The organism is Nocardia callitridis (genome assembly GCF_039543305.1).
GTDB lineage: Bacteria > Actinomycetota > Actinomycetes > Mycobacteriales > Mycobacteriaceae > Nocardia > Nocardia callitridis.
On the sequence record NZ_BAABJM010000002.1, the window covers coordinates 610,542 to 637,505 of the forward strand.

Below are 26,964 nucleotides of genomic sequence, written 5' to 3' on the forward strand. Positions count from 1 at the left end.
TCGATTCAGTCCGTCGGCGGGAGGGCGCCCAACGCCGCCCACGCCGCGTCGTCCATCCACGGCGGGATACCGACCTCGCCGTTGGTTCCCTTCTCTACGAAGGCGATATTGCGGTAGGCCCGCACTCCCACCACGTCCTGCTGCGTCGCCGTGGGAACGCTCGCGGGACTGTGTTCGTGGTAGTGCAGGTCGTCCACCAGTCGCTTGATCAGGCCGATCGAGGTATCGGCGCCCGCCGACGGCCCCTCGGTGCCGCCCATGCGGGGGATGTAGGCGGTCTGCATGTCTTCGATGACGTAGAGCCCGCCCGGCCGGACGTACGGAAACAGTGCGTCGAAAGAGATGCGCACATGCTCGTTCTCGTGGCTCCCGTCATCGATGACGATGTCGAACGGCCCGTGCTCCTGCGCCAGCGCCGCCAACGCGGCGGGGTCGCTCTGGTCACAGACCAGCGCGGTCTGCCGAGGCTCATCGAGCGCGGACTTGTCGAACAAGTCGATGCCGAACACCTGGGCCCGGTGGAAGTACCGCTTCCACATCCGCAGCGAGCCGCCACCGAGGTCGCCGTCGAAGCCGCCGATTCCGATCTCGAGGATCCGCACGGGCTCGTCGCGGTACGGCGCGAACTCTCGCTCGTAATGCCCTGTGTACCAATGGAAGCTGGCCCACTTGTCCGAACCCGACGACGAGCACAGCGCACCCAGTTCGTGGCGCGGAATGGTCAGCCCGGTCATCAACGCGCCGGAAGCGCGACTGGTCGAGTCCACCAAGCCGGGCAGCCGGGACAGATCGTCGGGTCGGCTCGGCAGGAAGACGTCACTGAAGTCTCCGGTCCTGCGCTGGTCGAATCGGCCGTAGACGCGGCGAACCAGGTGCGTCAGTGACATTCCGAGCGCACGGCAGATCTCGCGGGACGCGTCGCCGTCGACCCTGGTGACGGGCTCGCCACCGACACTGCGGAACACCACGCGCCGGGTCTCGGCGTAGTGGGTGATGTCCAGCGCGATATCTACCGGATCCGGGTTGTTCGGCAGCGAGGCACGAAACAGCACCTCTTCGACCAGGGCGGCGAGCACCGCGTCCATGCCCTCTTCCTTGACGAGCACGGCGATTTCCGCATCCGAAGCGGTGCCCGCGCGCAGTAAGCGGTCGAGCAGCTCACTCATGACTGATCGGCCCCTCTGTTCCAGATCGACAGCTGGTCGAAGGCGTCGGGCCGGGCCAGGGGGATCACCTCGAACTTCAGATGCGGGCTGACCGGGTTGTCGTACAGCACCGACAGCAGTTCCTCATGCGAGTCGACATCGTAGATATTGAGCCCACCCGACGCACCGACGCGGATCCAGCTGTGCAGGATGGTGCCTTTCTCCACCAACGCCCGCGTGTAGGCGAAACCTTCGCCGAGACGTTCGCGGAATTCCTTCGCCTCCCCCGCGGCTGGGGCCTGTGTGGCCAAGACGGCGAACAACGCCATGACTGCTCCTTCGGTTTCGACTGCGGTGCACAAGGTTTCGTAGACGGTGCTAGTGCGTCAGCTGGGCGCCGTGTCGGGCTGCGGCGGCGACAACGGTCTCGACGATCTCGCCAGGACTCGGCTCGGCGAGCATGCGATCGCGCAGCGATCGCGCTCCCGTACGGAGATCGGGGTCATCGAGCAGTCCGATCACGCCCTCGCGCAACCGGCTACCGGTCAGCTCGTGCGGCGGCAGATAGCGGCCCGCCCCCAGCTCACTGAGGCGTTGGGCGCGGAAGACGTTGTCCCACATGCCCGCTACCACCAGTTGCGGCACGCCGTACACGGCCGCGGTGGACCAGGTACCCGCGCCACCGTGATGGACGATGCCAGCGCAGGTGGGCATCAGGGCGTGCAGCGGTACGAAGTCGACCGCCCTCGTGTTGTCGGGAATCCGGCCGACCTCGGCGATCTGCGCCGCGTCGAGCGTGGCCACGATCTCCACGTCGAGATCGGCGACCGCGTCGAACAGTTCGGCGGGGGAAAGGAGGTTGGGATAGGCCATATCGCGAGCGGTGATACCGAGGGTGAGACAGATACGAGGTCGAGAAGGCGTCTCGCGCAACCACTCCGGCACCTCCGACACTCCGTTGTATGGCACGTACCGCATAGGTATGGACTCACTCCGGCTCGGCAACCGCACGCCTTCGGGCATCTGGTCGATGCTGAAGTGCCCGGTGACGACTCGCTCGTCGTAGTCGAGACCGTGTCGTGCGAGGGTCCAACTCAACCATTCCTCCAGCGCGTCGTCGCGCGACTCCGGTGGCAACGCGGCGGTGTCGGCGCGCAAACTCTCCCTGGACAGTCCGAAAAGATCGGGGCCCCACAGCAGCCGGGCACCGGCGGTGTCGCAGGCGCGCGCGGCGACTCCGCCCGCGAAGGAGAACGGCTCCCAGATCACCAGGTCCGGTTGCCACCAGCGGGCATACGCGACCAGGTCGTCCACCATCGAGTCGTTGTTGGCCTGGGCGTAGAACGTCGCGGTGAGTAGGGAATTGGCGGCCTTGCGCGCACGCGGGCCACCGCGTTGACCGGTGAAGTCGATGTCGCGGTAGAAGCCGGTGAGCTCCTCACCCAGGTCGCGCACGATCTCATGGTGGGTGTGGTCGGTGCCGACCGGTACGGCGGTCAGTCCCGCGTGGGTGATGGCCTTGGTGAGCGCGGGCTGGCTGGCGAAGCGCACTTCGTGACCCGCGGCGCGCAGCGCCCACGCCAGGGGGACGGTCCCATTGAAGTGTGCTTCTACCGCAAGCGATGTCATGAGAACTCGCATCGTGGGCAGCTCCTAGTCAGTGGGCGGCAAGGGAATTCGCGTCGGCAACCGGCAAACGGATCAGAGCGCCCGTCACCGGCGCGCGCAGTCGTCGCACCGGCGCGCCGTCGAGGCGCAGTTCGGGGAAGCGGACCGCGACGGCCGCCAATACAGTCGCCGCCACCTCGCGGGTGAACGCCGCGATCCTCGGCACGCCCCGCAGTCCGATTCCCGCCGCGCCGATATGCACGACAACCTCGTCGCCGGCCGCGATCGCTTCGCCACCCAGGTCCAAATCTTCGCGAGCGACCCTGCGGTCCAGTCGCATCGGCGGGTACTCGGCGAGCACACCGTCGAGCAGCGCGCCGACCGCCACCGGGTCGGTGGACAACGCCCGCCAGCGAACTCGGTCGGCGAGCAGCAGGTGCGCGGCTTCCGCGGCCAGTGTCGCTGTGAGCTCGACGCCGAGAACCGACAGCGACAAGGCACTGTCCGGCACGAGTTTCCGCAGGCCGGCGCAGGCGTCGATCACAGCGCGAGCGTCGGCGAGTCGAGGCGCGCAGAGCGTGGCGTCCACCGCAGGTCCAGCGGCGATGACGTGGCGGGTGTAGGTGGCCAGGTCGGCGCCAGACACGGTCAACGCTTGCGCGGCCAGCCCGGCCACCGCCGGACGCAGAACGTCGCGGACAAGGTCGAACCGAGGACCGAACCCGTCGAGCGGCACGCCGCCGGTCGGCACCGGCGCCGTCCAGTCCGTCGCGGGAAACGGCTCCACGTCCGCGAGTACATGCGAGGACGGCAGTTCCGTGCCGAGACGCGGATCGGTGAGAACTCGCTCGGCGAGCTCCGAAGCACTGACCACCCAGGGGCCCGGTCGGCTGCGATAGATCCGCCCCCGCTGCTTGATTCGCTCGACGATCTCCTGGTTGTCCTCGTCTTCCGCGCGAAGCAGCACCGCGTACGGGTCACCCCCGTGCGCGAAGAGGAACTGCATTCCGCGTTCGGTCAGCAACAGCCGACCCAGGTCGCTATCCGTCCGGGTCATCTCGCCGCCGTGGTGGTCGGCGTCTGGTTCACCGGGACAATCGGCAGTTGCTTCATGCCGCCTCCTTCTGTGTGCTGCGTCGGGTTCCGCTGTGGTTGGTGAGCACCATCGCCGCGTTGAAGCCGCCGTGCCCGCGCGCCACGACGAGTGCCACCGACAACGGCAGGGCCCTCGTCTCGGTCACCAGGTCGAGTTCGTATTCGGGGACCGGATCGGTGACACCGACGGTGGCGGGAATTCGACCGTCGCGTATCGCGAGCAACGCGGTGGCGACGTCGAGCGACGCGCCACCGCTGCCGAGCCGACCCGTCATGGTCTTGGGTGCGGTAACCGGAACCCCGTGCGGCCCGAATACCGCGCGCAATGCGTCGGCTTCGACCCGGTCCAGTTCCGGCGTACCCGCGGCATCGGCGAATACGACGTCAACGTCGGTGGGCGCGAGCTCGGCGTCCGCCAGCGCGTTGTCGATGGCGCGGCGCAGCGTCGACGGCCGACCCGATTCCGGCGCGGGATCGAAAGTGGTTGCGTAGCCGGATACTTCGCCGTACCAGGATCCGACACCTCGCGCCCGGGCGCGCTGCGCCGATTCCATGACGAACAGTGCGCCGCCGTCGCCGGGCACATGGCCGCGTGCCGCGGTGTCGAAGGGTAGGTAGGCGCGTGCCGGATCGTTGGCGGTGCTGATCCGGCCGCTGGTGAGCTGCGCGACCCACCCCCATGGGGAGGGCGAGCCGTCCACGGCGCCACAGACCATCGCCGGTTGTCCCGCGCGCACTCGTCGGCGAGCGACCCCCAGCGCGTCCAATCCGCCCGCCTGCCCGGTCACGACGACGCCACTGGGACCACGCATGTCGTGGCGGATGGATATCTGTCCGGTGTTCACCGCGTAGAACCAGGCGAACGACTGGTAGGCGCTGACGTGCTGTGGTCCTTTGCGCCAGAGCTTGTCCAATTCGCGGTGGCCGAATTCGAAGCCCCCCGCCGAGCTCGCCGTGACCACGCCGACATCGAATCCGGCGGGGGCCGAGTCACCCACCGTCGAGTCGGCCAGGGCGTGATCGGCGGCTACCAGGGACAACTGGGTCATCCGGTCGGTCTGTGGCAGCAGTCGGCTCGGCAGATGGTCCTCGGCGGTGAATCCGGCGATCTCCCCGGCAAGGGTCGCCGAGTATCCGGAGGGGTCGAAGGCGGTGATCCGTGCGATCTTTCGCTGTCCCGCAAGGGTATTCGCCCAGTGCTCGGCGACGTCCATGCCGGTGGGGGCGATCACGCCCATCCCGGTGATCACCGCCCTCATGCGACTTTCCGCAGGATCATGGCGCTCTGGAATCCGCCGAAACCGCTACCGACGGTCAGCACCGTACCGACGGGTACCGCACGGGCGGTGAGTGGCACATAGTCCAGGTCGCATTCCGGGTCCGGCTCGTGCAGATTCGCCGTCGGCGGCACCAGGCCGTCGCGGATCGCCAGCGCGCAGGCGGCGACCTCCAACGATCCGATGGCACCGAGCGAGTGGCCGACCATCGACTTGATGGAGCTGACCGGGGTGCGGTAGGCGTGTTCGCCGAGACTCCGCTTGAACGCGGCTGTTTCGTGCCGATCGTTCTGTACGGTGCCGGAACCGTGGGCGTTGATGTAGTCCACGTCTTCGGCATTGACTTCGGCCTGGTTCATGGCTGCCCGTATCGCCTCGGCCATCTCCGCACCGTCGGGCCGCAGGCCGGTCATGTGGTAGGCGTTGCAGCGTGCGGCGTACCCGGCGACCTCGGCGTAGATGCGCGCGCCGCGGCGGCGCGCGTGTTCGTACTCCTCGAACACGAACATCGCCGAGCCTTCGCCGAGGACGAAACCGTTGCGACTGCGGTCGAACGGCCGAGAGGCGTGCTCCGGGTCGTCATTTCGCGGTGTGGTGGCCTTGATCGCGTCGAAGCAGGCCAGGGTTATCGGGGAGATCGGCGCGTCCGTCGCACCGCCGACCACCACGTCGGCCGAGCCCTCGGCGATCAGCTCCACGGCGTGACCCACCGAGTCCAGCCCGGAGGTGCAGCCCGTGGATACGGTGGAGACCGGGCCTTCGGCACCCAGTTCCCAGGCAACCTCGGTCGCCAGCGAGCTCGGTACGAAGTGGTTGTACAGGTGCCCGACGGCGTATGCCTCGTCGACGTTCCAGTGCTGACCCCCATTGGACACCACCACGTATTCCTGTTCCAGTCCCATCGTGCAACCGACCGCGCTGCCGACGACGACACCGGTGCGAGCCGGGTCGAGTGCGGACGGGTCGATGCCGCTGTCGGACAGGCATTCTCGTGCGCTCACCACCGCCAGCTGCGCGGCCCGATCCATCCGCCGGATCTGTTGTGGGGCAAGCCCTTCGGCGACAGGATCGAAATCACATTCGGCAGCCACCTGCGAGCGGAACCGCTGCGCGTCGAACAGGGTGATCCGCCGCGTCGCGGTGCGGCCGGAGGACAACAGATCCCAGAACGGCTTGGCTCCGGTGCCACCGGGCGCGACGACCCCGATACCGGTCATGACGACACGACGTTTCATCTCTCGGAAATCCTTACGGTTGCAGGCCGCGTCAGGCCTTGATGAACTCCAGCCTCGGCTCATAGAGGTTGGCGACGTTGGTCGCGCGTGCCCGGATCTCCTTGGCGTGGTCGGCGAATCCGGGTGCCGCGATGGCGTCCCGCCACGACTGGACGTCGGTCCACAGCGCGATGTTCACGTATTCGTCGGCACGCGAGGCATCTGTGTGCTTAGACAAGGTGAACTGGACGAAGCCGGGCTGTGCGGCCATGAACTCCGAGATGTCGGCGAACACCCGCTCGAACTCCTGCGGGTCGCCGGTCACGGTGAAGGTGTTGACGAAAGTCACGATGCCCTTGTCGGTGGCGTCGTAGCGGTCCTTGGCGTTCTGGGCCGTAGCGGTCATCGGTGCTGCTCCTGAGATCGTTTTCCTGGTGTCGTCAACGGTGCGCCCCGCGCCTCGTACCCGGCTAGATTCTCGACTCACAACAGGCTCAAACCCCCGTCTACAACGGCGATCGAGCCGGTAGCGAACTCGGCTTCATGCGCGGTCAATTGCCTTGCCCACCAGGCGATTTCCTCCGGCTTCCCGACGCGACCGGCAGGCGTTCTCGTCGCTGTATCGGAAAGGAAGGCGCGGTACTGCTCCGGCGTGGAGCCCATCCGAACGCCCATCCCGGAGGCGACGACGCCCGCCGCGATCGCCACGACCCGAATCCCCCTCGGTGCCAGTTCGACCGACCATGTCCTGGTCAGGAATTCGAGCGCGACCTTGGTTGCGCCATACACCGAGAATCCGGGCCACGCGCGTCCACCGGAGGCCCCCGAACTGCTGATATTCAGCACCGTGCCGTGGGTTTCGGCGAGCGCGTCGAGTGCCGCACGGGTGAGAAAAACCGGCGCGAGGAGATTGACCGCCACCTGGGTCTCGGCGGCGGCCCGTTCGACGTCCACGAGTGCGGCCGGGGCGGCCGTTCCCGCGTTGTTGACGAGAACATCGACGCGTGCGAAGATCCGCAGCGCCGTCTCGACGACGTGTTCGGCGGCACCCGCTTCGGTCAGATCGGCCGCGAGTACGCGAATGTTGTCGCGCCCCGCCGCCGTCGCGCGCAGGGTGGACTCCGTGCGCCCCACCACGAGCACGTCGCAATCCTCTGCGTAGCTGTGGGCGAGCGCCCTTCCGATTCCGGTCCCGCCGCCGGTGATGATCACGCCGCGTCTCTGCTTGGAGGTCATGCCCCGAAGTTAGGTTCGCGCACTCGCAGCGCGGTCGAGATCCGCTGATGCTCAGACTATTTCGTCGTCTCGAGTGACCACGCGTTCGGCGACCAGTAGTTCACCGTCGACGCGCACGAGCACGTCCTCACACACGCACATCGCGTGCAGGTACGACCCTTTGCCGCGCTCGGTCCTGACCACCTGCACGTAGGACTTGGCGAAGATCGATCCGTCGGCGCGCACCTCGACCAGGATCGTGCTGTAGCAGCGGCGGTATCGAATACCGTCGGCGGACAACTGGTCCGCGTTGGCCCGCAGTCCGGCTGCCAGCGTCGTGCGCCCCACGATCGGCGTGCTGATCTTTGGCGGCGAAACCATGGTGCCGTCTTCGGTGAAGGTGGCGGCGGTCTCCTCGGCGCGTCCCTCGTCCATCAACTGGACGTGGCGGGCGTAGAACCGCACCACCTCGGCGCAGACCTGTTCGTATGTCTTCTCCCCTACCGCTGCGTTCACGGTCTACCGCCTCTCGACTGGATTGATTCCTCAAACCTGGCGGTACCCGGTCGAAGTCCGCTGGAGAAGCCCTCGGGCCTCCCTGTGCGGCGGCTGGGATCAGACGGACACCGGAGGGACCCGCGCCCCGATCCGGTGCGCGGGCCCCTCCAGGCGCGTGTCAGGCGGCGGCCACCGGTTCGGCGCGAAGAACATGCGTCGCGATCGCCGCGGCCAGCGCCGAGTGCACCGCGGTCGGGAAGCTGTGGCCGAGGCCAGGGATTTCGAGCAACTCGGCGCCCGGGATGGATTCGGCGAGGAACGCGCCGTGCGGCGGTTGGTGGACCGGGTCCAGCGGCCCCTGGATCACCAACGTCGGCGTGTGCACATTCGCCAGTTCGCCACCGCGATCGGTGATATCGGCGGTCTCGCTGATCTTCGGCTGGTTGAGTCCCGCGATTCCGGAGTGCGCGATTTCCCGCTGCTCCCAGCGCCGGAACTCGCCAGGGTCGAACGGCAGCGCGGAGCCCGACATCGCGCGCGCCAACTCGACCCGGCGGTCCAACTCGGCCTCGACGTCGTCGAGGATCGGCGGTTGCATGATCAGGTCGAGCACCTCCCGACGGGGCGCGGGCAACCCGCTCGGGGTCGGTGCCCCGTTGTAGGCACAGTCGCAGCTGGTGAAGAAGTCCACGGTCAGCGCGGCCGCGCCGGTCATCGTCAAGCTGCGCAGACGGTCGGGATAGTCGAGTGCGATGAGCTGTCCGGTCGCCGCACCCAGCGCGAAGCAGACCAGGTGGACGCGGTCGATCTCCCAGCCGTCCAAGACCGCCATCGCGTCGGAGGCCAGCTCATAGAAGGTGTACGGCTGGGGATCCGCACGGAGGGAAACCGTCCGCCCGGTGTCGCGGTGGTCGTACCGGATGACGTGCAGTCCCTTCGCCGCGAGCGCTGCCACGAATTCGTCGGGCCAGCCTCGCGAGCTGTGCGCGCCGAGCAGGAGCAGCGGAGGGTCGCTCGGGTCGCCGAAATCTTCGGTCCACAGGCGGAGGTCAGCTGTGGAGACGACGCGTTCTGCCATGGAATTCACGCTTCCTATCTGATGTGCCCGACTCAGCCGAAGTCGTCGTGTGACTCGGCCCCACCTTGCCGCACAGGGCTAGCGGGGCGGCTCGAAACACACTCGAACTTCGATGGGGCCGGTACCGCGCGCTGGCACGCGGCTGTCAACGGCGCGGCAATATCTGAATTACGCACTGGTGCAACGTGTTCCCGGCATGCGGGAGCACACTGGCGAGCATCACTCTTCGCGTGTGCGGGGACCCGGGTGTATGTCCCGGATCCCCGCCCGGCGCTGCCACCGCTCGCAAACGCGGCGAGCGGATCTTTTCCGGCTACCGCGTGCCGACCACTCGGCTCAACGGAACAGGTCGGCGTTCGCCGTGGCCCATGCCTTGAAGGTGGTGGCGTGGCCGGTGAGGTCGGCCACCGTCGTCGTCGCGAGCTGCGGCTGATCGACCCTGGTGGCAAGGCCGTTCACGAAGTAGCCCGCGTAGTCGCCCATCGCGGGCTCCAGCAGCGCGATGAGCTCCTCGGGTGGCACCGTCACGAATTCCAGTTCGCGGCCGATCGCGTCTGCCAGATACTGGAGACGCTGTGCCCTGGTAATGGTTTCGGGGCCGGTCAGGTTGTAGGTCTTGCCGAGGTGCCCTTCGCTGACCAGGATGTTCGCGGCGACCCGGGCGATATCGTCCATGGCGATGGGAGCGTTCCCCGAATCCGGGTACGGTTCGCGCACGGCGCCGGTCGTGCGAATCTGCTCGGCCCAGTCGGTGGAGTTCTCCATGAATTCACCCGTCCACAGGTGTGTCCAGCCGACATCCGACTTTTCGACCGCCTGTGCGATGGGGTGCCAATTGGTGTTCTCGTCGCCGGACAGGTCGACGACGTGCGGAATGCCCGCTCGACTCACCAGATCGACTACGTCGGTGATGGTTTCGAGCGAGGGTGCGAGATACACCCGGTCGACACCTTCGAATGCGGCGGGCAATGAGGAAGGCCGTTTGAGGTAGCCCTTGACTACCTCTACTTCGGGTGGGAACGCGGTGCGTTCCGGATGGTTCGACAGCGCACGAATGTCATCGGCACCCAGGTTCACAAGATGATCCACCACCTTGCGGCCGATATTTCCAGTAGCTCCTGTAACGAGTATTTTCATGCCCCCAGGCTAGACAGATCAGTGACCATCGCGCACATAGAAATCTGTCGTGTGGCGGACACGAACCTGTCCTACTCGGTCACCGACCGCAGCGTCTTGCCACATTTTCCTGATCCATCTCTCTTATCAGTTGTCCTGATGCTCCGACCACCCGATCCACAGCGTCCGACCGCGTTCACCGTCGCGCCCGACACTGATGCGTAGGCACCCCCACAGATGGGTTATTTTCGATTAGTCAAGACCTCAAAGTATTTGTATACAGGCACGAAACACCAACGCACACAGGGTGGTTCGCGACAGATTCATACATTGACGTAGGCATGAAAGCCGGTATATCGTACGGGACATATCGGTCAGAGTCTGATCCGGGGAGGCAGCAAGATCCATGCGAGGGTCATTGGATCCTCATTTTCGATGTTCCAGGCAAGAGGCGCCGCCGTGAAGAGCGCCGATATTCAGTGTTTGGGGGAAGTATGGAATTTGGCGTGCTCGGTCCACTTTCGATAGAGCATCAAGGTAAATCAAATGTCCCCAGTGCTCCGAAACTACGCACCGTATTGGCGATGCTGCTGATCCACTCCGACCAAGTGGTACCGGTGTCCTCGCTTGTCACCGACCTCTGGGATGAGCTTCCGCCGGCGAGCGGGCTCACCACACTGCAGACGTACGTGCTCAATTTGCGCAAATACTTCGCGGGCGTCACCGGCCTGTCCCCGACGGAAGTCACCAAGCAGATCCTGATGACACGCCCCGGCGGATATCTGCTGCACGTCGAACCGAACGCTCTCGATATGCATCGCTACGATGCCCTCGTCGATTCCGGACTGGCCGCACTGGCCGGCGGAAACGACGAAGAAGGAATCGCCGACCTCGACGCAGCCCTTCGCACGTGGCGTGGTCCCGCGCTCGTGGACATCGCCACGGGGCGGGTGCTGGCGTCCAAGGCGCTGCAACTGTCGGAATCGAGGCTCGTCACCATCGAGTACATGCTCGACGGTGAACTTCGCCTCGGTCGGTACCGGGAAGTCCTGTCTCGGCTCGCCGCGTTGTGCGCTGAATACCCCCTCAATGAACGGTTGCACGCGCAGTACATGCGGGCGCTGCACCTGAGCGGGCGGCGGGCGCAGGCACTGCAAGTGTTCCACCGCTTGCGCGTCGCCCTGGTCGACGAACTGGGGTTGGATCCGGAGCGTGGCCTGCAGGAACTGTATTCCGCGATCCTCGGTGTCGACGACGACGCCCGAATCCTCACCCTCACCGCCCGCCCCGCGATGTTAGCCGGCCGCGGCGCCCCTGCCGCGCTGCGCATCGCGCACTCCCCGGTCCGCAACGTCTCCACCGCGCACGCCGACGTGCGACCGTAGTTGTCGCCGGGCTCGCCGACCACGCCGTGCACGACCCCACCGTCGGCATCGGCCACGAGAATCATCTGGTTCTCCAATATCGTTGTCACGAAAGCGAATACGTCCCCGAGCGAATCCTTGGTGGCTCTCTCGGACACTCTATCGAAGCTCAGGGGGTGTTCGCACATAGAAATGTGCGAGCGCTGGTCAAGACGGCGCAGGCCGAGGCTGCGGCGGCGCCATTCGCGTGCGTGAACCTGAGAACCGGCGCTGCATCGGAACTTCCACGAGCCGGTGCAGCCCCCACGCCAGCAGCACCGTCCCGCCCAGACCCACCACCCACAGTCCGATCGATTGCAGGAGGTTCGGCTGAAATTCGTTGCCGTAGAGGCGATACATGGTGTAGAGGACCAGTTCGTGCAAGAGGTAGAACGCGAATGAGATGTCGCCGAGCCACACCATCGGACGACTGGCGAGCCACGATCGCCCGCCCTCGACGTCGGTGGTGGCCACCGCGGGAATGAGCAACGCCAGCGGCAGGATGGTCGCCGCGACGATCGCGAACGTGGTCGGCAGCGACGACGCGGCCACATACCCGGCGACGAACACCAGCCCCGCCCAGAGCGGTCGCACCCTCGGCCATTTTCCCGTCATGACGATCCGCGCCATCACCATGCCCAGCACGAAGTCCAGCGCGCGCACCGGCGGGAACACGTAGACGAACCAGTATTCGTACTCGGGTATGGCCTCCCACCACACCTGAGGCTGTGCGGGCAACAGCTTCGCGAACACGGGCATCAGCAAGACCGCGGCCATGATCGCGCCCGCCCACCACCACAGTCGCTCCGCCCTGATCCGGCGCACCAGCACGATCAGCAACGGAAACGACAGATAGAACAGCGCCTCCACCGACAACGACCAACTGACGTCGTTCACGCCGAAAGCCACGTCGAGGTCGGGCCACCACGCGTGCAACAACAACAGTTGTCGCACGCTGCCGACGATCTCCCGACCGCTCGACAGCATGAGCCCGATCGCGAGCAGGAATGTGACGAGGTGGTTCGGGTAGATCTTGAACAAGCGCCGCCGCCAGAACCGCGTCGGGCGATCATGCTCGCGCGCCGACCACGTGAGCACGAACCCGCTGAGCACGAAGAAGAACCCGACACCGACGTAGCCGCCCATCTTCACCACGTCCATGAATGCCATCGAAACGTCGCCGGGGGGCAACAGGCCGGGCTGGAACGCGGCGTGCGTCGCGAAGACCATCAGCGCGGCGATCCAACGCAATCCGGTCAGCGACGGCAGCCTTGTCCTCGACCCGGCCGCTGCCTCGTCCCCGCTCACCGCTCGTCCACCAATGCCACCGCACGGGCCCACCCCGCCCCTGCCCGCGCCACCTTGACCGGAAAGCAGACGACGGTAAACCCCTGTGGCGGAAGCAGTTCCAGGTTCGCCAGCCGCTCGACCTGACAGTACTCACGGTCGCGGCCCGCGAAGTGCGCCGGCCAGAGAACCGAGGGGTCGCGCGAGCGTTGATACCGGTCGATGATGTCGGTGAAGGGTGCGTCGAGGCTGAACGCGTCCGTGCCGATCACTTTCACCCCCAGATCCAGCAAGTAGTTCGTCGCCGCCCCGTCCAGCCCGGCGAAGTCCGTGAAGTACTTCGGTGTGCCCCGGTGTCGCTGCGCACCGGTGTGCAATAGCACGATGTCCATCGGTTCGGGCAATGTGGCGATCCGCGCGAATTCCCGTTCCAGCACTTCTCTTCCGACGGCACCGGTCGGCGCGTCCGACAGATCGAGTACGAGGCCAGGACGGTGAAACCAGTCCAGCGGCATCTCATCGATGTGCCGAGGACCGCCCTCCCGGTAGGAGGCTCGCGTCCCGTAGTGCGATGGGGCATCCACGTGCGTGCCGGTGTGCGTGGTCAGACTCAGCCGGTCCAACGACAGGAATTCGCCGTCGGGCAGGTCGTTCACGTCGAAGCCGAGCCCGAAGTGCGCGGCCATTTCCGCACTCATGTGCCGAGCGCCCTCCGCCGGAGTGAGCACCGTGTGCTCCACCGGGTCCGATTCGTACTGCTCGCTATCCACGGGCGATGACAGGTCGATGATGTGCATTCGCCCTCCTGGACGGTTCGATCCGTCGCAGGGACGGCGCGCACAGCGGGGCCGAGCCCGCACGTCGCTGTTCGATTAGTCGTGCATCATCGAGGGTCGTCGCGGGGCCTCGAACTTCGGTGGAGGTTCGGGAGAAGCCAGGATTCGTTGGTCGTGACGTCCGTTCAGGGGTGGCCGAATTTCGTCTCGAGACGCGCGGGCCGGTCGTCGGCCTCCATTCATGTCCTAGCGGTTTTCGAATATCGAGCCGGAGACTGTCGGGAGGCAGTCGGTGGCGGCACGCGCCACCGAGCACCGGTGCGGCCGGGGCTGTTTCACCATCGAGGACGAGCCCGCTGCGCACGGATGTCGCCGACGCACTCGGGTCCAGTGGGAGTTGTGATGATCGGGCAAGCCACCGCTCTCGTGCTCGGCGGGACGGGTTCCGTCGGCACGCACGTCGTCGCGGCGCTGCGCGGCGGCGGCTATCGCGTCATCTCGGTGTCACGCGGACCGAGTAAGGCTGGCATCGACCATGTTTCGCTCGAACTCGCCACCGAAGACCCGCGACCATTGCTCGAGCTGCTGCGCCGATTCAGCCCCACCCTGGTGGTCAACGCGGCCGGATCGTACTGGGGCATGGATGAACCACAGATGTATCGGTCGCTTGTCACTCTCACCGAAACCACGCTGGTCGCGTTGGCGGCCCTGCCCGACCTGCGCGCTCGTTACGTCCACCTGGGCAGCATCATGGAGTACGGCCCACTTCCCACGTCCGGCCAGGTCGATGAGTCGGCGCCCACCGAGCCCCGATCTCCCTACGGTCGAATGAAGTTGGCGGCCACCACGGCCGTGCGGGCAAGCAAGGAACTCGGCGCCGTCGACGGGATCGTGCTGCGCGTGACCAACAGCCTCGGGCCCGGTGTGCATCACGGCACCCTGATCGGCAAAGTCGGCACCGCTCTTGCCGCCGGTCGGGCGCGTATCGAGTTGTCGACGTTAGGGGGATACCGCGATTTCATCGACGTGCGCGACCTCGGTGACGCGGTACACGCGGCGGCGCGCCCACCCACCGTCCCCGACGTCGTGAATATCGGTTACGGACAGGCAGTCTCGGTACGGCAGTTGGTTCACCGCTTGGCCGAGATCAGCGCGGTACCCGTCGATATCGTCGAAACGGCCACGGCGTCCGGCGCGCTCGGGGCCAGCGGGGCCAGCGCGCCCTGGCTGGAAGTGGCGACCGATACCGCCGAACGCACCCTCGGCTGGCGCGCCACCCGCAACGTCGAGCAAGCACTGCACGACTACTGGCTGACCTTCCGGTAGCGCGCCGCCCCACGTGCGCGCAGGCCAGAGCGCCGGTTGAGTCGGACTCACAGGGTCGGATCAGTGACGGCCCCGGAGTGGTCAGAAATCGACTTTTCCGTTCCCGCCGTCACTTGCCGTACCGCCAGCGCGCATCCACCGTCGAACGGCGCGACACCACGCCCCGCGCCCTGCCGTCCGGTCAAGCACTCGGTGGCGGCGACACGGCTGTCCACGTCACGCGAATCCTCCACTCCGCCAGCGGTACAACGATGCTCGTCGCCGTGGTCGAGGACGACCGGAGCGCCGATCCAGCGGCCCTCGACCTGCACGATCACCGCCGCACCGAGCACCGCTGGAGTGATCTTCTAGCGCACCACACGAGACTGTGCGCACGACACCTGCCCGCCGCGAACCGGTAGAGGGGAGACGAAGAGAATGCGCGTCCTGATCGCAACGTGGAACGTGCCGGGTCATCTGCGCCCGCTGGTGCCACTGGGCTGGGCGCTGCGCGCCCTCGGACACGACGTCGTGGTCGTGAGCAGCCCTGACATGGTCGATACCGTGCTCGGCGCCGGACTACCCGCGCTCGCCGCGGGTCCGCACTTCGATTCCTTCACGGCGCTGCGCGACGAATCCGCCAGGCGCGCATGGAAACCCGAGACAGAGGTACTCAGTACCGACCCGGCGATCGCCGCCGAGCAGGAAAAGCAGCGATTGATGATCGGGTTCGGGCTCGCAGCGGCCGCGGCGAAGGCCCAGGCCGCCGACGCAGTGGCCTTTGCCGAGCGTTGGCGCCCCGACCTGGTCGTCTTCGAGCCGACCGGAATCGTCGGACCCCTGATCGGCACGTTGCTCGGTGTGCCCACGGTCCGCCACCTGTGGAGTATCGACTTCACCGCGCGTATCGGGGAATTCGAGCACGATATCGTCGGCGAGCTCGCGCAACCCTTCGGTGTGACACGGATCGGGGTGAACGGCACGCACACACTCGATCCCGCACCCGCACGGTTGCAGATCGCCGACGACCGAGGCCGTGACCCGATTCGATTCATTCCCTACAACGGCCCCACGGTGCTGGACCCGTGGTTGTGGCAGCCGCCTCGGCGCCCACGGGTCGCAATCACCTGGGGCACTTCGAAGTCCGCGCTCGGCTTCGACCACATGGTGCTCGCGCCACGGGTGGTCGCCGCGCTCGCTCACCACGACGTAGAAGTCGCTGTGGCCGTCACCGACGACCAGCGTGAGCTGTTCGACGAGGTGCCCGACAACGTCGTGCACCTCGGCCCGGTTCCGCTGGACGCCCTGGTCTCGACCTGCTCGGTGCTCGTCGGCGGAGGCGGTGCGGGCACCGTGCTGACCTCGCTCGTCAACGGTGTGCCGCAACTGGTCATCTCGCATATGCCGGACGAGTCGATCCATGGTCAGCGGGTACAGGAAAGCGGATCCGGGCTGCATCTGCCGGGCGCCGACGTCACCGACAGCGAGATCGATACCGCCGTCCGACGGCTGCTCGGGACCGAATTTCGCACTGCCGCCAACGAACTGCGCGCCGATATGCGGGCCCGGCCGACACCGTTCGAGGTGGTCGAGCGGCTCGAACGCCTCGTCGCCGAGCACGCGCTCGCCCCGCAGTCGAGCGGACAGGGACGCCGAACGTGAAGGGCATAATCCTGGCGGGTGGCGCCGGTTCTCGGCTGCATCCGATCACCCGAGGCGTCAGCAAGCAACTGGTCCCGGTATACGACAAGCCGATGGTGTATTACCCGTTGTCGACCTTGATGTTGGCCGACATTCGCGACATCCTCGTGATCACGACACCGGAGGATGCCGAGGGCTTCCGGCGACTGCTGGGTGACGGTTCGCAATTCGGGCTGGCCATCGACTACGTGGTGCAACCGAAGCCGGACGGATTGGCCAGCGCGTTCGTGCTCGGCGCCGAGCACATCGGTGCGGGATCGGTCGCGCTGGTATTGGGCGACAACATCTTTCACGGTCCCGAGCTCGGCACCCGGTTGCGCCGGTTCCACGGTCTCGACGGTGCGGCCGTGTTCGCGTACTGGGTCTCGGACCCCACTGCCTACGGCGTGATCGAATTCGCCGAGGGCCGTGCGGTATCGATCGAGGAGAAGCCCAAGGTGCCGCGTTCCCATTACGCGATCCCCGGCCTGTACTTCTACGACAACGACGTGGTCGAGATCGCGCGCGGCCTGCGCCCCTCCGATCGTGGCGAATACGAGATCACCGACATCAACCGGACCTACCTCGAACAGGACCGACTGCGCGTCGACGTGCTCGCCCGTGGCACCGCGTGGCTGGACACCGGCACCTTCGACTCGCTGCTCGACGCCGCCAATTATGTCCGCACCATCGGGGAGCGCCAAGGCCTGAAAATCAGCGTGCCAGAGGAGGTGGCCTGGCGGATGGGGTTCATCGACGACGAGCAGCTGTGCCGGTTGGCCGACCCGCTGGTGCGCTCCGGCTACGGCCGGTACCTGCTCGGACTTCTCGAACACGGAAGGGATTGGTAACAATGCGGGTTCGAGAATTGGCGATACCCGGTGCGTGGGAGTTCACCCCGACCGTGCGTGTCGACCCCCGAGGCGGTTTCGCCGAGATGTTCAAGGCGTCGGAATTCGAGCAGGTGGTGGGGCGGCCGTTCGACCTACTCCAGATCAACAGCTCGACCTCGGCCGCCGGGGTGCTGCGCGGTATCCACTACACCGAAGATCCACCGGGACAGGCGAAATACGTGACCTGCACGCGTGGTGCGTTCGTGGACGTGGTCGTGGACCTTCGACCGGATTCGCCGACCTTCGGCGCCTGGGACAGCATCATCATCGATGATGTCGACCGGCGCTGGGTCTTTCTGTCCGAGGGGCTGGGCCACGCACTGCTTTCCTTGGCCGACGACTCGACGGTGACCTATCTGTGTTCGTTGGAGTACAGCCCCGAATTCGACCACGCGGTGGACGCTTTGGATCCGGACATCGGCATCGCCTGGCCGACTGCCGACCGCGAAGGACGGGCACTGCACCTGCTGCGCTCCCCCAAGGATGCCGAGGCACCTCGTCTGCGCGAGACGGCCGTCGCGCGTCGCGGTGTCGCGTGACCGCCACCGAGGACGAATGATTCATGGAACACACCGAGCAGCACGGCCGACCACCCGTCGACGCCATGCGCACCGAAAACCCGTTCTATACGCAGCTGGGTCGCACCGGCCTACGGGTCAGCCGACTCGCGTTCGGGACGGTGAACTTTGGTGGGCGCGTGCAGGAACCGGAAGCTCACCGGCTCATGGACTACGCCGTCGCGCACGGCATCAACCTCTTCGACACCGCGAATCTGTACGGCTGGCGCGTGCACAAGGGATACACCGAAGAAGCCATCGGCCGATGGTTGCGTTCCCGATCCGGTAGTCGTGACGGGATCGTGCTCGCGACCAAAGTCGGCAACGAGATGGCATCGGGACCCAACGACCGTGGCCTGTCCGCGCGACACATCATCGCCGAGTGCGAGGCCTCACTGCGGCGCATGCGCACCGAATGGATCGATCTTTACCAGATGCATCGAGTGGACCGCACCGTCGGCTGGGAGGAGGTGTGGCAGGCCATGGAGCTGCTTGTCGGGCAGGGGAAAGTGCGTTACGTCGGATCCTCCAACTTCGCGGGCTGGCACCTCGCGGCGGCACAGGAGTCCGCCCGAGCGCGCCACTTCCTCGGACTGGCTTCCGAGCAGTGCCTCTACAACCTGACCACACGGTTCGCCGAATCGGAGGTGCTCCCGGCGGCGCACGCCTACGGCATCGCTGTGCTCGCGTGGTCACCACTGCACGGCGGACTACTCAGCGGCGCGGTGCGCAAGCTCGCCGAGGGGACCGCCGTGAAGTCGGCGCAGGGCCGCGCGCTCACGGCGATGCATCACCGGCGCGACACCATCGTGCGATACGAACGGTTCTGCGACCAGATCGGACGTGACCCCGCCCAGGTCGGGCTGGCGTGGGTCCTCGCCCGCCCCGAGGTCACCGCCGCGGTCATCGGACCTCGAACGATCGAGCACGTCGACGGCGCGCTGGCCGCACTCGACGCCCCCTTGTCGGAGGCAGAGCTGTCCGGCCTCGACACCTTGTTCCCGCCGACGGGCCGGGGCGGGCCCGCCCCGGAGGCCTGGATTTCCTGATCGCCGTCGCCCTTCCATCGCCTGTGCGCCTTTCGGTAGGAGGGGCGCTGCTACATCGGGAAAGGAATCCGCATGACAGAGCCCACCCACACGAACCCTCGGCGGCTGCCGCACGAGTCCCCGCAGGAGAAGCAGGTGCGTGAACGGCTCACAGAGCTGCTCATCGAGACACCGATACCGCCGGTGTATCTGATCGACAATCTTCCGGTGTACCTTCGGCGCCACCAGCTCGCGGATCTGCTGACCATGGACGCCCTCTATCGCCTGCTCCCCGAGTTACCCGGCGTGATCATGGAATTCGGCGTCCTCCACGGACGTCATCTCGCGATTCTCTCCGCACTGCGTAGCCTGTACGAGCCCTACAACTGCTTCCGCAGGATCATCGGCTTCGATACCTTCACCGGATTTCCCGACCTCTCCGACATCGACCAGGTGAGTCCGAGCGCGGCCGTCGGCAGGTTCGCTGTCCCACCCCGTGAGGTAGACCATCTGCGTGAGGTACTTGCCGTGCACGAGTCCGGCGACGCGGTCTCCCACGTCGAGCGAACCTTCGTGATCCAGGGAGACGTCCGGGAGACGGTTCCGCGATATCTGGCGGAGAATCCGGAGACGATTATCGGTATGGCCTTCTTCGACCTCGATCTCTACGAGCCGACTCGCGAATTACTCGAAGCGATCCGCCCACACCTGGCCAAGGGCAGCATCCTGGCGTTCGACGAGCTCGGACACCCCCGGTGGCCCGGTGTCACCGCGGCGCTGCGTGAGACGTTCGGCCTGGATCGGGTGGTGTTGCGGCAACTCCCGCACCGTGAGCAACCCGTGATCTATCTGAAGTGGGGTGAGTGAACATTCGAGGATGAATCGAGCACGACCCGACAACCCGGAAACGACCGGGACGCACTCTCCCGCGCGAAGAGATAGGCGAGACCAGATGACTGACGCAAATCCGCAGACCGACCCCGCGATGGTCGATTTCGAACAGAGCTATCAGGACCACACACTCTCGCCGGGCGACGCGACAATGGACCGGCTGCCCTGGGAAACCGGCAGACCACAGCCCGAACTGGTCGAGTTCGAGAGGTCCGGCAGCATTCACGGCGAGGTACTCGACATCGGTTGTGGACCAGGTGATTCCGCTATCTACCTGGCGGAGCGTGGATATCGGGTGACCGGACTGGATCTCGCTCCGACCGCCATCGAGCAAGCTCGTGCGCACGCGGCGGCCGATCGGATCACGGCGTCGTTCGATGTCGCCGACGCCCTGACACTCGTCGGCTACGAGGACCGATTCGACACGGTTGTCAGCAGCGCGTTGTTCCACTGCCTGGAGCCGCAGCAGCGCCGGGCACACGTCGCCGCGTTGTCGCGAGTGACGAGGACGGGCGGCACGCTCATCCAATTCACATTCGCCGAAGGGGAATTCAGCGCGGCGTTCGCACCGTACGCGATCGATGCGGACGGGTTGCGCGAAGCGTTCGGCACTCCCGAGTGGTCGATCACCGTCCTTCGCGCGGGCAGCCTCGCGGCGGTGGCTTCGGAGTCGATGTTGGATTCCTTCGCGCAGACCGGCTTTCGACCCGGGCTCGATGACGACGGGTTCATGCGACTGCCGATCTGGGTCTTGGTGGCCGAGCGCACCTGAGCCTCCCGAAACCACCGCCGCTGCCCGACCGGTGCGGCTATCGGTCGCCCCCTCGAATCACACCCACGTCTGTCCGGCACGCCAGATAGCTGACAGGCGTGGGTTTTTCGGTTCCATGCTCGGCAAGTCCCGGCGCGTCGTCGCTGGACGCGTCCGCGTGCTCGCGGGCTTCGAGACAGTCTTCAGAGGACTTCAAGTGTGACGCGAGTCGCTGCGCCCAGGATCGCCTCATGACGAAAACACTTCTCCTGCTCCTCGGAGTGCTGGCCGCCACGGTGGCGCCCGCACAGGCACAGGCACAAGCCATCGAATTCTTGCCGGTCGGCACTTGGCAGGGTCTGGTCAAGGTGAGCGAGGACCCACCGCACGAGGCGACGTTCCAATTCACCGAGTCGGGCAAGATCTGCCTGACCTACGGCCAGCCCGGCGACGCTTCCGGCACCGGTACCGGCACCTGGCAGCAAGCCGGGCATAACCGGTTCACCTTCGAACTCACCCACGACGTGATCCTCCCGGACGGCACATTGGCGGCCTACGTCGCGGTACAGCACACCGCCGACCAAAACGGCGACAAGTTCAGCAGCTCCGGCGACACCCAGGTCACCGATCCCGACGGCAACCCGGTGAGCTCGGGACCGTCCTCGATCGAGGCGACCAGGACCAGCCCCACTCCTTCCGGCTGCGCGTAGCCGACCGGACACCGTCGCATCGGTCATTCGAGCAACAGCCCACGAGGCAAGGGAATTCGATGACCGAGCTGGCTCCAGAGAGGTATTACCCATGGCCGACAGGCATCTCACACTAGAGGATTTCCAGGGCATCATGCTCGCCGCGGCCGGCGGCGACGACGGTGTCGACTTCGTCACCGACAGCGAGCGGGAGTTCGAGGATCTCGGCTACGACTCGCTGGCGCTGCTGGAGGTCGGCGGTCGAATCGAACGCGAATTCGGTATCTCCCTTGATGATTCGGTCCTGACCGGTGCGACCACGCCGCAGTCGTTCGTCGACGCCGTCAACAACGTGATCGCCACGGGAACCGCGGCATGAGCGCGCAGGACGAACGTGTCGCGCTGATCACCGGTGCGACCAGTGGCATCGGCCTCGCGGTGGCCGATCAGCTGGCGACCCAGGGGCATCGAGTCTTCATCGGAGCACGAACAGCGGAGTCCGTCGCGCAGACGGTGAAAGCCCTGCGGGAGCGCAATCCGCACGTTGACGGCACCGAACTCGACGTGCGGTCGGACGCCTCGGTGCACGAATTCGTCGCCGCCGCGGTCGCGCGCTTCGGCTCGGTCGACGTACTGGTCAACAATGCCGGGCGCAGCGGCGGTGGCGTCACCGCGGACGTGACCGACGAATTGTGGTTCGACGTCATCGATACCAACCTGCACAGCGTGTTCCGCATGACACGGGAGGTGCTCAACACCGGCGGAATGCGAGACAAGCCGTGGGGGCGGATCGTCAATATCGCGTCCACGGCCGGCAAACAGGGTGTCGTCCTCGGCGCACCCTATTCGGCCTCCAAACACGGAGTGGTCGGGTTCACCAAGGCGCTGGGCAACGAGCTGGCGCCGACCGGCGTCACAGTCAACGCGGTCTGCCCCGGGTATGTGGAAACGCCGATGGCGCAACGGGTCCGGCAGGGCTACGCCGCGGCCTACGACACCACCGAAGAACAGATCCTCGCCCGATTCCAGTCGAAAATCCCGCTCGGCAGGTATTCGACACCCGCCGAGGTCGCGGGATTGGTCGGCTACCTGGTCTCCGACGTCGCCGCGTCCATCACCTCGCAGGCGCTCAACGTGTGCGGCGGCCTCGGCAACTTCTGACCACTTCATCCATCCCGTCCAGGGAGGCGGCAATGTCTACAGCAGATCAGCACGAATGCGAGCACGAGATCACGATCGCGGCGCCCGCCGAGGTCGTCTACCGTTTGATCGCGGAGGTCGAGAACTGGCCGCGCATCTTCCCACCCACCATCCATGTCGATCAGGAGTCCACCGGCGACCGGGAGGAACGTATTCGGATCTGGGCCACCGCGAATGGCGAGCCGAAGAGTTGGGTCTCACGGCGCACGCTGGATCCCGACCGGTTCCGGATCCGCTTCCAGCAGGAGGTTTCGGCGCCGCCGGTCGCCGCGATGCGCGGCGAGTGGATCATCGAGCCGGGTCAGGAAGGCAATTCGCGAGTGCGCCTGCTGCACGGCTACCGCGCTGTCGACGACGACGCGCAGGCCCTGGCGTGGATCGATGCCGCCGTCGACCGCAATTCCCGTGCCGAGCTGGCCGCACTGCGCGAGAACGTCGAATCCACCGTCGCGGCCGTGGACTCGACGTTCTCTTTCGAGGACTCGGTGCTGGTGCGCGGCGTCGCCGAGGATGTGTACGCCTTCGTCAACGAAGCCGACCGGTGGGTCGAGCGACTGCCTCATGTCGCGTCGGTCCGGTTCGAGCACACCGAACAGGGGGTGCAGACCCTCGAAATGGATACCAAGGCCAAGGACGGATCCACCCACCGCACCATGTCGTATCGGGTGGTGTTCCCGGCGAATCGAATCGTGTACAAGCAGGTCACGCTGCCGAAATTGCTTGCGCTGCACACGGGTGTCTGGACTTTCACCCCCGTCGGCGACGGCGTCCTCGCGTCGTCGCGACATACCGTGGTGTTGAACACCGAGAACATCACGTCGATCCTCGGTGACACCGCCACTCTCGCCGATGCGCGCGACTACGTGCGAAATGCCCTGAGCACCAACAGCAGCGCCACCCTGGACCTCGCCAAGGCTTATGCCGAGGACCGGGCGGGTTTCGCCGCCGCCGAGTGATCGTGGCTACGACCGACTCGGCGCGGACGTCGCCGAAGCCGCCACCGGTTGGCGAGGCTCGGCACGCCGTACGGGAGGCTACCTCGGTGCGCCGAATCGGTTTGGCGGCTGGCGACCTCACCCTCTCGGCGCTGTTGTGCGAGGCCGAGAACCCGCGCGCGACGGTCGTCGCGCTGCACGGCGCCGGTGCGAATGCGCACTACTTCGACGGCCGCGCGCACCCCGATGTTTCCTTCCTCGCACTGGGGGCGCGACTCGGATACACGATGTTGGCCGTCGACCGTCCCGGATATCGACGATCGATGCCGGATCTGCCTGGTGGACAGCGTATTTCGCGACAGGCACATACCGTGATGGTGGCCCTGCGGGACTTCCGCGCGCACAACGCGGTCGGCAAGGGCGTCTTCCTGCTCGGGCATTCCTTCGGTAGCGCGGTCGCCATGACCATGGCCGCCGATTCGGCGGCCATGGATATACTCGGACTCGAAATATCAGGGTGGGGGACCGCTTTCGCGGACTGCGCGCAGCCGGACGCGCTGCGCTTGCACTGGGGCGCGCTGCGGCTGTACCCGCCGGGCACGTTTCGCTCCGCCGCGTCGATCCTTGGTGAAGTGCCACGCAGCGAGCGAATCGAGGCATTCGGTTGGACCGCGACATTCGCCGAAGTCGCGGCGAGAATCACGGTCCCGGTGCACGTGACGTTCGCCGAACACGAGGCGCTGTGGCGCCATGACGCGCTGTCCGTCCGCGAGCTCGGCGACACCTTCCACGGCACACCGACAGTCCTCGTCGAACACCAACTCGGCGCCGGACACAACATCAGCCTCGGCTGGGCGGCCAGGTCCTATCATCTGCGCACGCTCGGCTTCTTCGACGAGTGTTTGGTCGCGCGAGCCGTGAGATGAACGCGCGACCGTGAGCCGGTCGCTATGGCGTGCTCAACGTCTGGCCGGGGTTCTCCTGGTGGCCGGATGTCATGGCGCCACGATGGTGATCGGTGCGCACCAGACCCCACCCGCCCGAACCACCGATCCCATCACGGGCCGACCACGATCAGACCGACCAACCCGCCCGATCGCGTCAGACTCCCTCGCGGACACCGATCACGGCATCGAGTTCCACGAGCGCGCCCTGCGGCAGCACATGCGTGGGCAGCGCGGTGCGGGCGTGGGCGCCAGCGTCGCCGAGAACCTCGCGCAACAGACGTGAGGCACCGTCGGCGACCGTGGGTTGATCGATGAAATCCGGTGCGCTCGCGATCCAGATATTGAGCTTCACCACACGTGCGACATTGTCCAAGCCGACGGCTTCGTGCACGCGCGCCAAGAGGTTCAGTGCCGAGGTCTCGGCGGCACCGACCCCCTCCTCGATCGTCGCGTCCGCGCCGACGCGGCCTCGCAGAATCTCCCCCGACGCCGTGCGAGAGATCTGCCCGGAGACCCAGAGTGTGTCCCCCCACCGCACGCTGGCCGCGTAGGCGTAGCGCGGCGCGCCAAGGGTCGGAAGTTCGAGCGACAATGCGTCGAGGCGTGCGTGCGCGCCGGTCATGCTGGCATCCAATTCACTAGCGGGACAAAGTGGTTCGTCAGGTCGACGCGTGCGAGATGGAGGAACCAGCCCCGCACGCGTCCGTCGTCATCGTTTGCTCACGATGTAGGTGCGGTCGCGCCCGATGTACCAGAGGTCCTCGGTGCCGATGGCGGCATTCTCGTAGCGCCAGGGGATTTCGGCCGCGCCGAACGAGCCGACGTCGAGCATGTGCTTGTAGCCGGGACGCAGCTCGTTGGCGAACGACTCCTGCTTACCCATCAGATGGCCCACATTGCGTTTGCGGTATTCGGTATTGAAGTCGACCTCCGTACCGAGCATGCCGATCTCGACCATCCGATCCAGATGCGGCGCGAGGTAACGCAGCGTGCCCTCGTGCACGTCCTCGCACAGCACCCCTGGCACGAGCTGACCGATGATCCCTTCGCGCACCACGTCGAAGAAGAAGGAATATGCCTGCTTCGCGGCCGCGGTACGCGGCAGCGAGCGCGCCATGTCGGAAGTCGCCACGGTGACGCCGTCGATGACGACACGCACCCCCGCATCGAGCTGGATGCATGTCGTCTCGTCGTTGATCGGAAAGTCGACGGGCGGGCCGGGAAACAGCATGCGGTTGGAGGAATGCAGGTTCGTGAAATAGGGCTCGACGCCGAACGGGATCTCGTGGCTCGTGTGGAACTCGGTGATCTTGTTCAGGTACACCGCGTAGATGTCGAGTTCGGTGAACGTGTTGCCCGCGTCGAGTTCGGTTTCCGCCCAGGCCAGCGCCTCCTCGATGGCGAAGACGCTCGTGCGCGCGGCGACAACCTGGAAGGCCAGGTCTTCGTTGTCGCGAATATCGCGCCAATGCGCGAGGTCTCGGGAGACCGGAACCAGTTGCGCCGCCGCGTGTTCCAGCTCGCGAGCCAAGCCGACGCTGATCCATTCCTCCTCGACACCCACGCGAGGTCCGGCCCCGAGCTCACCGATCGCCGCACCGATCGACGGGAAGCGACCGACCTGCGCGCCGGAGGTCGGCGCGGTGTCGGCGTCGGTCAACACCAGCAGCTTGTCGGAACCGGCGAGCCACACCGCGACCGTCGACGACGACGGGGCGAACCCGGTCACCTCGGTGAAATTGGGCGGCGCGGCCAGCAGCAACGCGTCCAACGAACGGTCGGCCACCAGTGCGCGCAGCGCGGAGAACCGCGTATCGGCGGTCGCGGTGAACTCCCCCGCCAGGCCCGACAGATGCTCCACGTCCTCGATCAGACGCCGCGCGATGTCCACGCCGGTCGCACGCCACCCCGCGAACCGCGCGAGCACCTCGTCGAGATCGACTTCGTATGCGGTGACCGGAGTGGGGTCCTGATCGTCAACGACGAGCCGCACCGAATCCGACAGCGCGAGAAAGTGGCTGTAGACGACGTCGGCGGCGAGCCGAACGTCCGACCCGGCGGCGAGCTCCCGCACCAGGCTGCTCAGGGACGCCGAAGCGGGGGTATCGGCGACGACACGCGGATCGATCGTCACCCAGGGCGCGTAGAACTTGATCCGGTCCTTCGGCACCCCGGCCGAGAGCGCGTTGCCTTGTTCCTGTTGGCGCACCAACAGGAACTCGTCGTCGTCGATGTCGGCGATCAGTGGCGCCACCAGCGGGGAGGAGTCGAGTCGGATCGCGGAGAACAGCAGGCTCTTGTGCGCCTCGAGTCCGTAGCTTCGGGTGACCCGTGCGGGGTCTGCGGTGATACTCAGCATTTCGTCCCTCTCGTGTC

Annotated in this window: 29 protein-coding genes; 13 read left to right on the forward strand and 16 right to left on the reverse strand. The window is 66.3% G+C overall.

The window, feature by feature from the left end; all coding sequences use genetic code 11:
- Positions 1-5: 5 nt before the first annotated feature.
- From ABEA50_RS11545 to ABEA50_RS11595, 11 genes are all read right to left on the reverse strand, one after another.
- Entirely contained in the window at positions 6-1,166 is a 1,161-nt protein-coding gene (locus ABEA50_RS11545; protein ID WP_345495275.1) for a class I SAM-dependent methyltransferase, read from the reverse strand.
- A complete protein-coding gene (locus tag ABEA50_RS11550) occupies positions 1,163-1,474 on the reverse strand; it encodes a muconolactone Delta-isomerase family protein (RefSeq protein WP_345495276.1) in 312 nt (103 codons plus the stop codon). The genes ABEA50_RS11545 and ABEA50_RS11550 overlap by 4 nt, the downstream gene beginning before the upstream one ends.
- Before the next feature lie 49 nt (positions 1,475-1,523).
- Positions 1,524-2,786, reverse strand: coding sequence for an activator-dependent family glycosyltransferase (locus tag ABEA50_RS11555; protein ID WP_345495277.1), 1,263 nt, complete (start codon positions 2,784-2,786; stop codon positions 1,524-1,526).
- Positions 2,787-2,802: 16 nt separating this feature from the next.
- Positions 2,803-3,810 carry a cytochrome P450 family protein gene (locus ABEA50_RS11560; RefSeq protein ID WP_345495278.1) on the reverse strand — a complete coding sequence of 336 codons (1,008 nt, stop codon included), beginning with the start codon at positions 3,808-3,810 and terminating at the stop codon, positions 2,803-2,805.
- A gap of 52 nt (positions 3,811-3,862) precedes the next feature.
- Entirely contained in the window at positions 3,863-5,107 is a 1,245-nt protein-coding gene (locus ABEA50_RS11565; RefSeq protein WP_345495279.1) for a ketosynthase chain-length factor, read from the reverse strand.
- Positions 5,104-6,360 (reverse strand): beta-ketoacyl-[acyl-carrier-protein] synthase family protein, encoded by a 1,257-nt coding sequence (locus ABEA50_RS11570; protein WP_345495280.1) that lies wholly within the window; start codon positions 6,358-6,360, stop codon positions 5,104-5,106. The genes ABEA50_RS11565 and ABEA50_RS11570 overlap by 4 nt, the downstream gene beginning before the upstream one ends.
- A gap of 31 nt (positions 6,361-6,391) precedes the next feature.
- Positions 6,392-6,745 (reverse strand): antibiotic biosynthesis monooxygenase family protein, encoded by a 354-nt coding sequence (locus ABEA50_RS11575; protein WP_345495281.1) that lies wholly within the window; start codon positions 6,743-6,745, stop codon positions 6,392-6,394.
- 77 nt (positions 6,746-6,822) lie between these two features.
- The gene (locus tag ABEA50_RS11580) at positions 6,823-7,575 is read right to left on the reverse strand and encodes an SDR family NAD(P)-dependent oxidoreductase (protein ID WP_345495283.1); all 753 of its coding nucleotides are present in this window, start codon (positions 7,573-7,575) and stop codon (positions 6,823-6,825) included.
- 51 nt (positions 7,576-7,626) lie between these two features.
- Complete coding sequence (locus ABEA50_RS11585; RefSeq protein WP_345495284.1) at positions 7,627-8,070, reverse strand: nuclear transport factor 2 family protein; 444 nt, start codon at positions 8,068-8,070, stop codon at positions 7,627-7,629.
- A 160-nt stretch (positions 8,071-8,230) separates the two neighbouring features.
- Complete coding sequence (locus ABEA50_RS11590; RefSeq protein WP_345495285.1) at positions 8,231-9,130, reverse strand: alpha/beta fold hydrolase; 900 nt, start codon at positions 9,128-9,130, stop codon at positions 8,231-8,233.
- A 336-nt stretch (positions 9,131-9,466) separates the two neighbouring features.
- Entirely contained in the window at positions 9,467-10,267 is an 801-nt protein-coding gene (locus ABEA50_RS11595) for an NAD(P)H-binding protein (RefSeq protein WP_345495287.1), read from the reverse strand.
- Between the two features lie 563 nt (positions 10,268-10,830).
- Between ABEA50_RS11595 and ABEA50_RS11600 the strand changes: the two genes are divergently transcribed.
- Positions 10,831-11,631 (forward strand): AfsR/SARP family transcriptional regulator, encoded by an 801-nt coding sequence (locus ABEA50_RS11600; protein WP_345495288.1) that lies wholly within the window; start codon positions 10,831-10,833, stop codon positions 11,629-11,631.
- A 186-nt stretch (positions 11,632-11,817) separates the two neighbouring features.
- Here ABEA50_RS11600 and ABEA50_RS11605 read toward each other — a convergent pair whose 3' ends face one another.
- Together ABEA50_RS11605 and ABEA50_RS11610 are read right to left on the reverse strand one after the other, a co-directional pair.
- Positions 11,818-12,957, reverse strand: a complete 1,140-nt coding sequence (locus ABEA50_RS11605) for an acyltransferase family protein (RefSeq protein ID WP_345495289.1) — start codon at positions 12,955-12,957, stop codon at positions 11,818-11,820.
- Complete coding sequence (locus tag ABEA50_RS11610) at positions 12,954-13,733, reverse strand: cyclase family protein (RefSeq protein ID WP_345495290.1); 780 nt, start codon at positions 13,731-13,733, stop codon at positions 12,954-12,956. Before ABEA50_RS11610 ends, ABEA50_RS11605 begins: the two co-directional genes overlap by 4 nt.
- Before the next feature lie 381 nt (positions 13,734-14,114).
- Between ABEA50_RS11610 and ABEA50_RS11615 the strand changes: the two genes are divergently transcribed.
- Positions 14,115-15,038, forward strand: a complete 924-nt coding sequence (locus tag ABEA50_RS11615) for an NAD-dependent epimerase/dehydratase family protein (protein WP_345495291.1) — start codon at positions 14,115-14,117, stop codon at positions 15,036-15,038.
- Between the two features lie 47 nt (positions 15,039-15,085).
- On the opposite strand, the gene ABEA50_RS11620 is transcribed toward ABEA50_RS11615, so the two are convergent.
- Positions 15,086-15,355 carry a hypothetical protein gene (locus tag ABEA50_RS11620; RefSeq protein ID WP_345495292.1) on the reverse strand — a complete coding sequence of 90 codons (270 nt, stop codon included), beginning with the start codon at positions 15,353-15,355 and terminating at the stop codon, positions 15,086-15,088.
- Positions 15,356-15,455: 100 nt separating this feature from the next.
- Between ABEA50_RS11620 and ABEA50_RS11625 the strand changes: the two genes are divergently transcribed.
- From ABEA50_RS11625 to ABEA50_RS11675, 11 genes are all read left to right on the forward strand, one after another.
- Positions 15,456-16,679, forward strand: coding sequence for a nucleotide disphospho-sugar-binding domain-containing protein (locus ABEA50_RS11625; protein ID WP_345495293.1), 1,224 nt, complete (start codon positions 15,456-15,458; stop codon positions 16,677-16,679).
- Positions 16,676-17,548, forward strand: coding sequence for a glucose-1-phosphate thymidylyltransferase RfbA (rfbA, locus tag ABEA50_RS11630; protein WP_345495294.1), 873 nt, complete (start codon positions 16,676-16,678; stop codon positions 17,546-17,548). Before ABEA50_RS11625 ends, rfbA begins: the two co-directional genes overlap by 4 nt.
- A gap of 2 nt (positions 17,549-17,550) precedes the next feature.
- A complete protein-coding gene (locus ABEA50_RS11635; RefSeq protein ID WP_345495295.1) occupies positions 17,551-18,129 on the forward strand; it encodes a dTDP-4-dehydrorhamnose 3,5-epimerase family protein in 579 nt (192 codons plus the stop codon).
- A 23-nt stretch (positions 18,130-18,152) separates the two neighbouring features.
- Positions 18,153-19,196, forward strand: coding sequence for an aldo/keto reductase (locus ABEA50_RS11640; protein WP_345495296.1), 1,044 nt, complete (start codon positions 18,153-18,155; stop codon positions 19,194-19,196).
- Positions 19,197-19,268: 72 nt separating this feature from the next.
- Positions 19,269-20,042 carry a class I SAM-dependent methyltransferase gene (locus ABEA50_RS11645; RefSeq protein WP_345495297.1) on the forward strand — a complete coding sequence of 258 codons (774 nt, stop codon included), beginning with the start codon at positions 19,269-19,271 and terminating at the stop codon, positions 20,040-20,042.
- An 85-nt stretch (positions 20,043-20,127) separates the two neighbouring features.
- The gene (locus ABEA50_RS11650; protein ID WP_345495298.1) at positions 20,128-20,838 is read left to right on the forward strand and encodes a class I SAM-dependent methyltransferase; all 711 of its coding nucleotides are present in this window, start codon (positions 20,128-20,130) and stop codon (positions 20,836-20,838) included.
- 230 nt (positions 20,839-21,068) lie between these two features.
- Complete coding sequence (locus tag ABEA50_RS11655; protein WP_345495299.1) at positions 21,069-21,527, forward strand: hypothetical protein; 459 nt, start codon at positions 21,069-21,071, stop codon at positions 21,525-21,527.
- Positions 21,528-21,618: 91 nt separating this feature from the next.
- Positions 21,619-21,885 carry an acyl carrier protein gene (locus tag ABEA50_RS11660; RefSeq protein WP_345495300.1) on the forward strand — a complete coding sequence of 89 codons (267 nt, stop codon included), beginning with the start codon at positions 21,619-21,621 and terminating at the stop codon, positions 21,883-21,885.
- Positions 21,882-22,667: a 3-oxoacyl-ACP reductase FabG gene (gene fabG, locus ABEA50_RS11665; RefSeq protein ID WP_345495301.1), complete on the forward strand. Its 786-nt coding sequence runs from the start codon at positions 21,882-21,884 to the stop codon at positions 22,665-22,667. The genes ABEA50_RS11660 and fabG overlap by 4 nt, the downstream gene beginning before the upstream one ends.
- Positions 22,668-22,699: 32 nt before the next feature.
- The gene (locus tag ABEA50_RS11670) at positions 22,700-23,662 is read left to right on the forward strand and encodes an aromatase/cyclase (protein ID WP_345495302.1); all 963 of its coding nucleotides are present in this window, start codon (positions 22,700-22,702) and stop codon (positions 23,660-23,662) included.
- 86 nt (positions 23,663-23,748) lie between these two features.
- The gene (locus ABEA50_RS11675; protein WP_345495303.1) at positions 23,749-24,567 is read left to right on the forward strand and encodes an alpha/beta fold hydrolase; all 819 of its coding nucleotides are present in this window, start codon (positions 23,749-23,751) and stop codon (positions 24,565-24,567) included.
- A 175-nt stretch (positions 24,568-24,742) separates the two neighbouring features.
- On the opposite strand, the gene ABEA50_RS11680 is transcribed toward ABEA50_RS11675, so the two are convergent.
- Both ABEA50_RS11680 and ABEA50_RS11685 read right to left on the reverse strand, forming a co-directional pair.
- Positions 24,743-25,210: a RidA family protein gene (locus ABEA50_RS11680; protein ID WP_345495304.1), complete on the reverse strand. Its 468-nt coding sequence runs from the start codon at positions 25,208-25,210 to the stop codon at positions 24,743-24,745.
- An 87-nt stretch (positions 25,211-25,297) separates the two neighbouring features.
- A complete protein-coding gene (locus ABEA50_RS11685; RefSeq protein ID WP_345495305.1) occupies positions 25,298-26,947 on the reverse strand; it encodes an aminopeptidase P family N-terminal domain-containing protein in 1,650 nt (549 codons plus the stop codon).
- Positions 26,948-26,964: the final 17 nt, after the last annotated feature.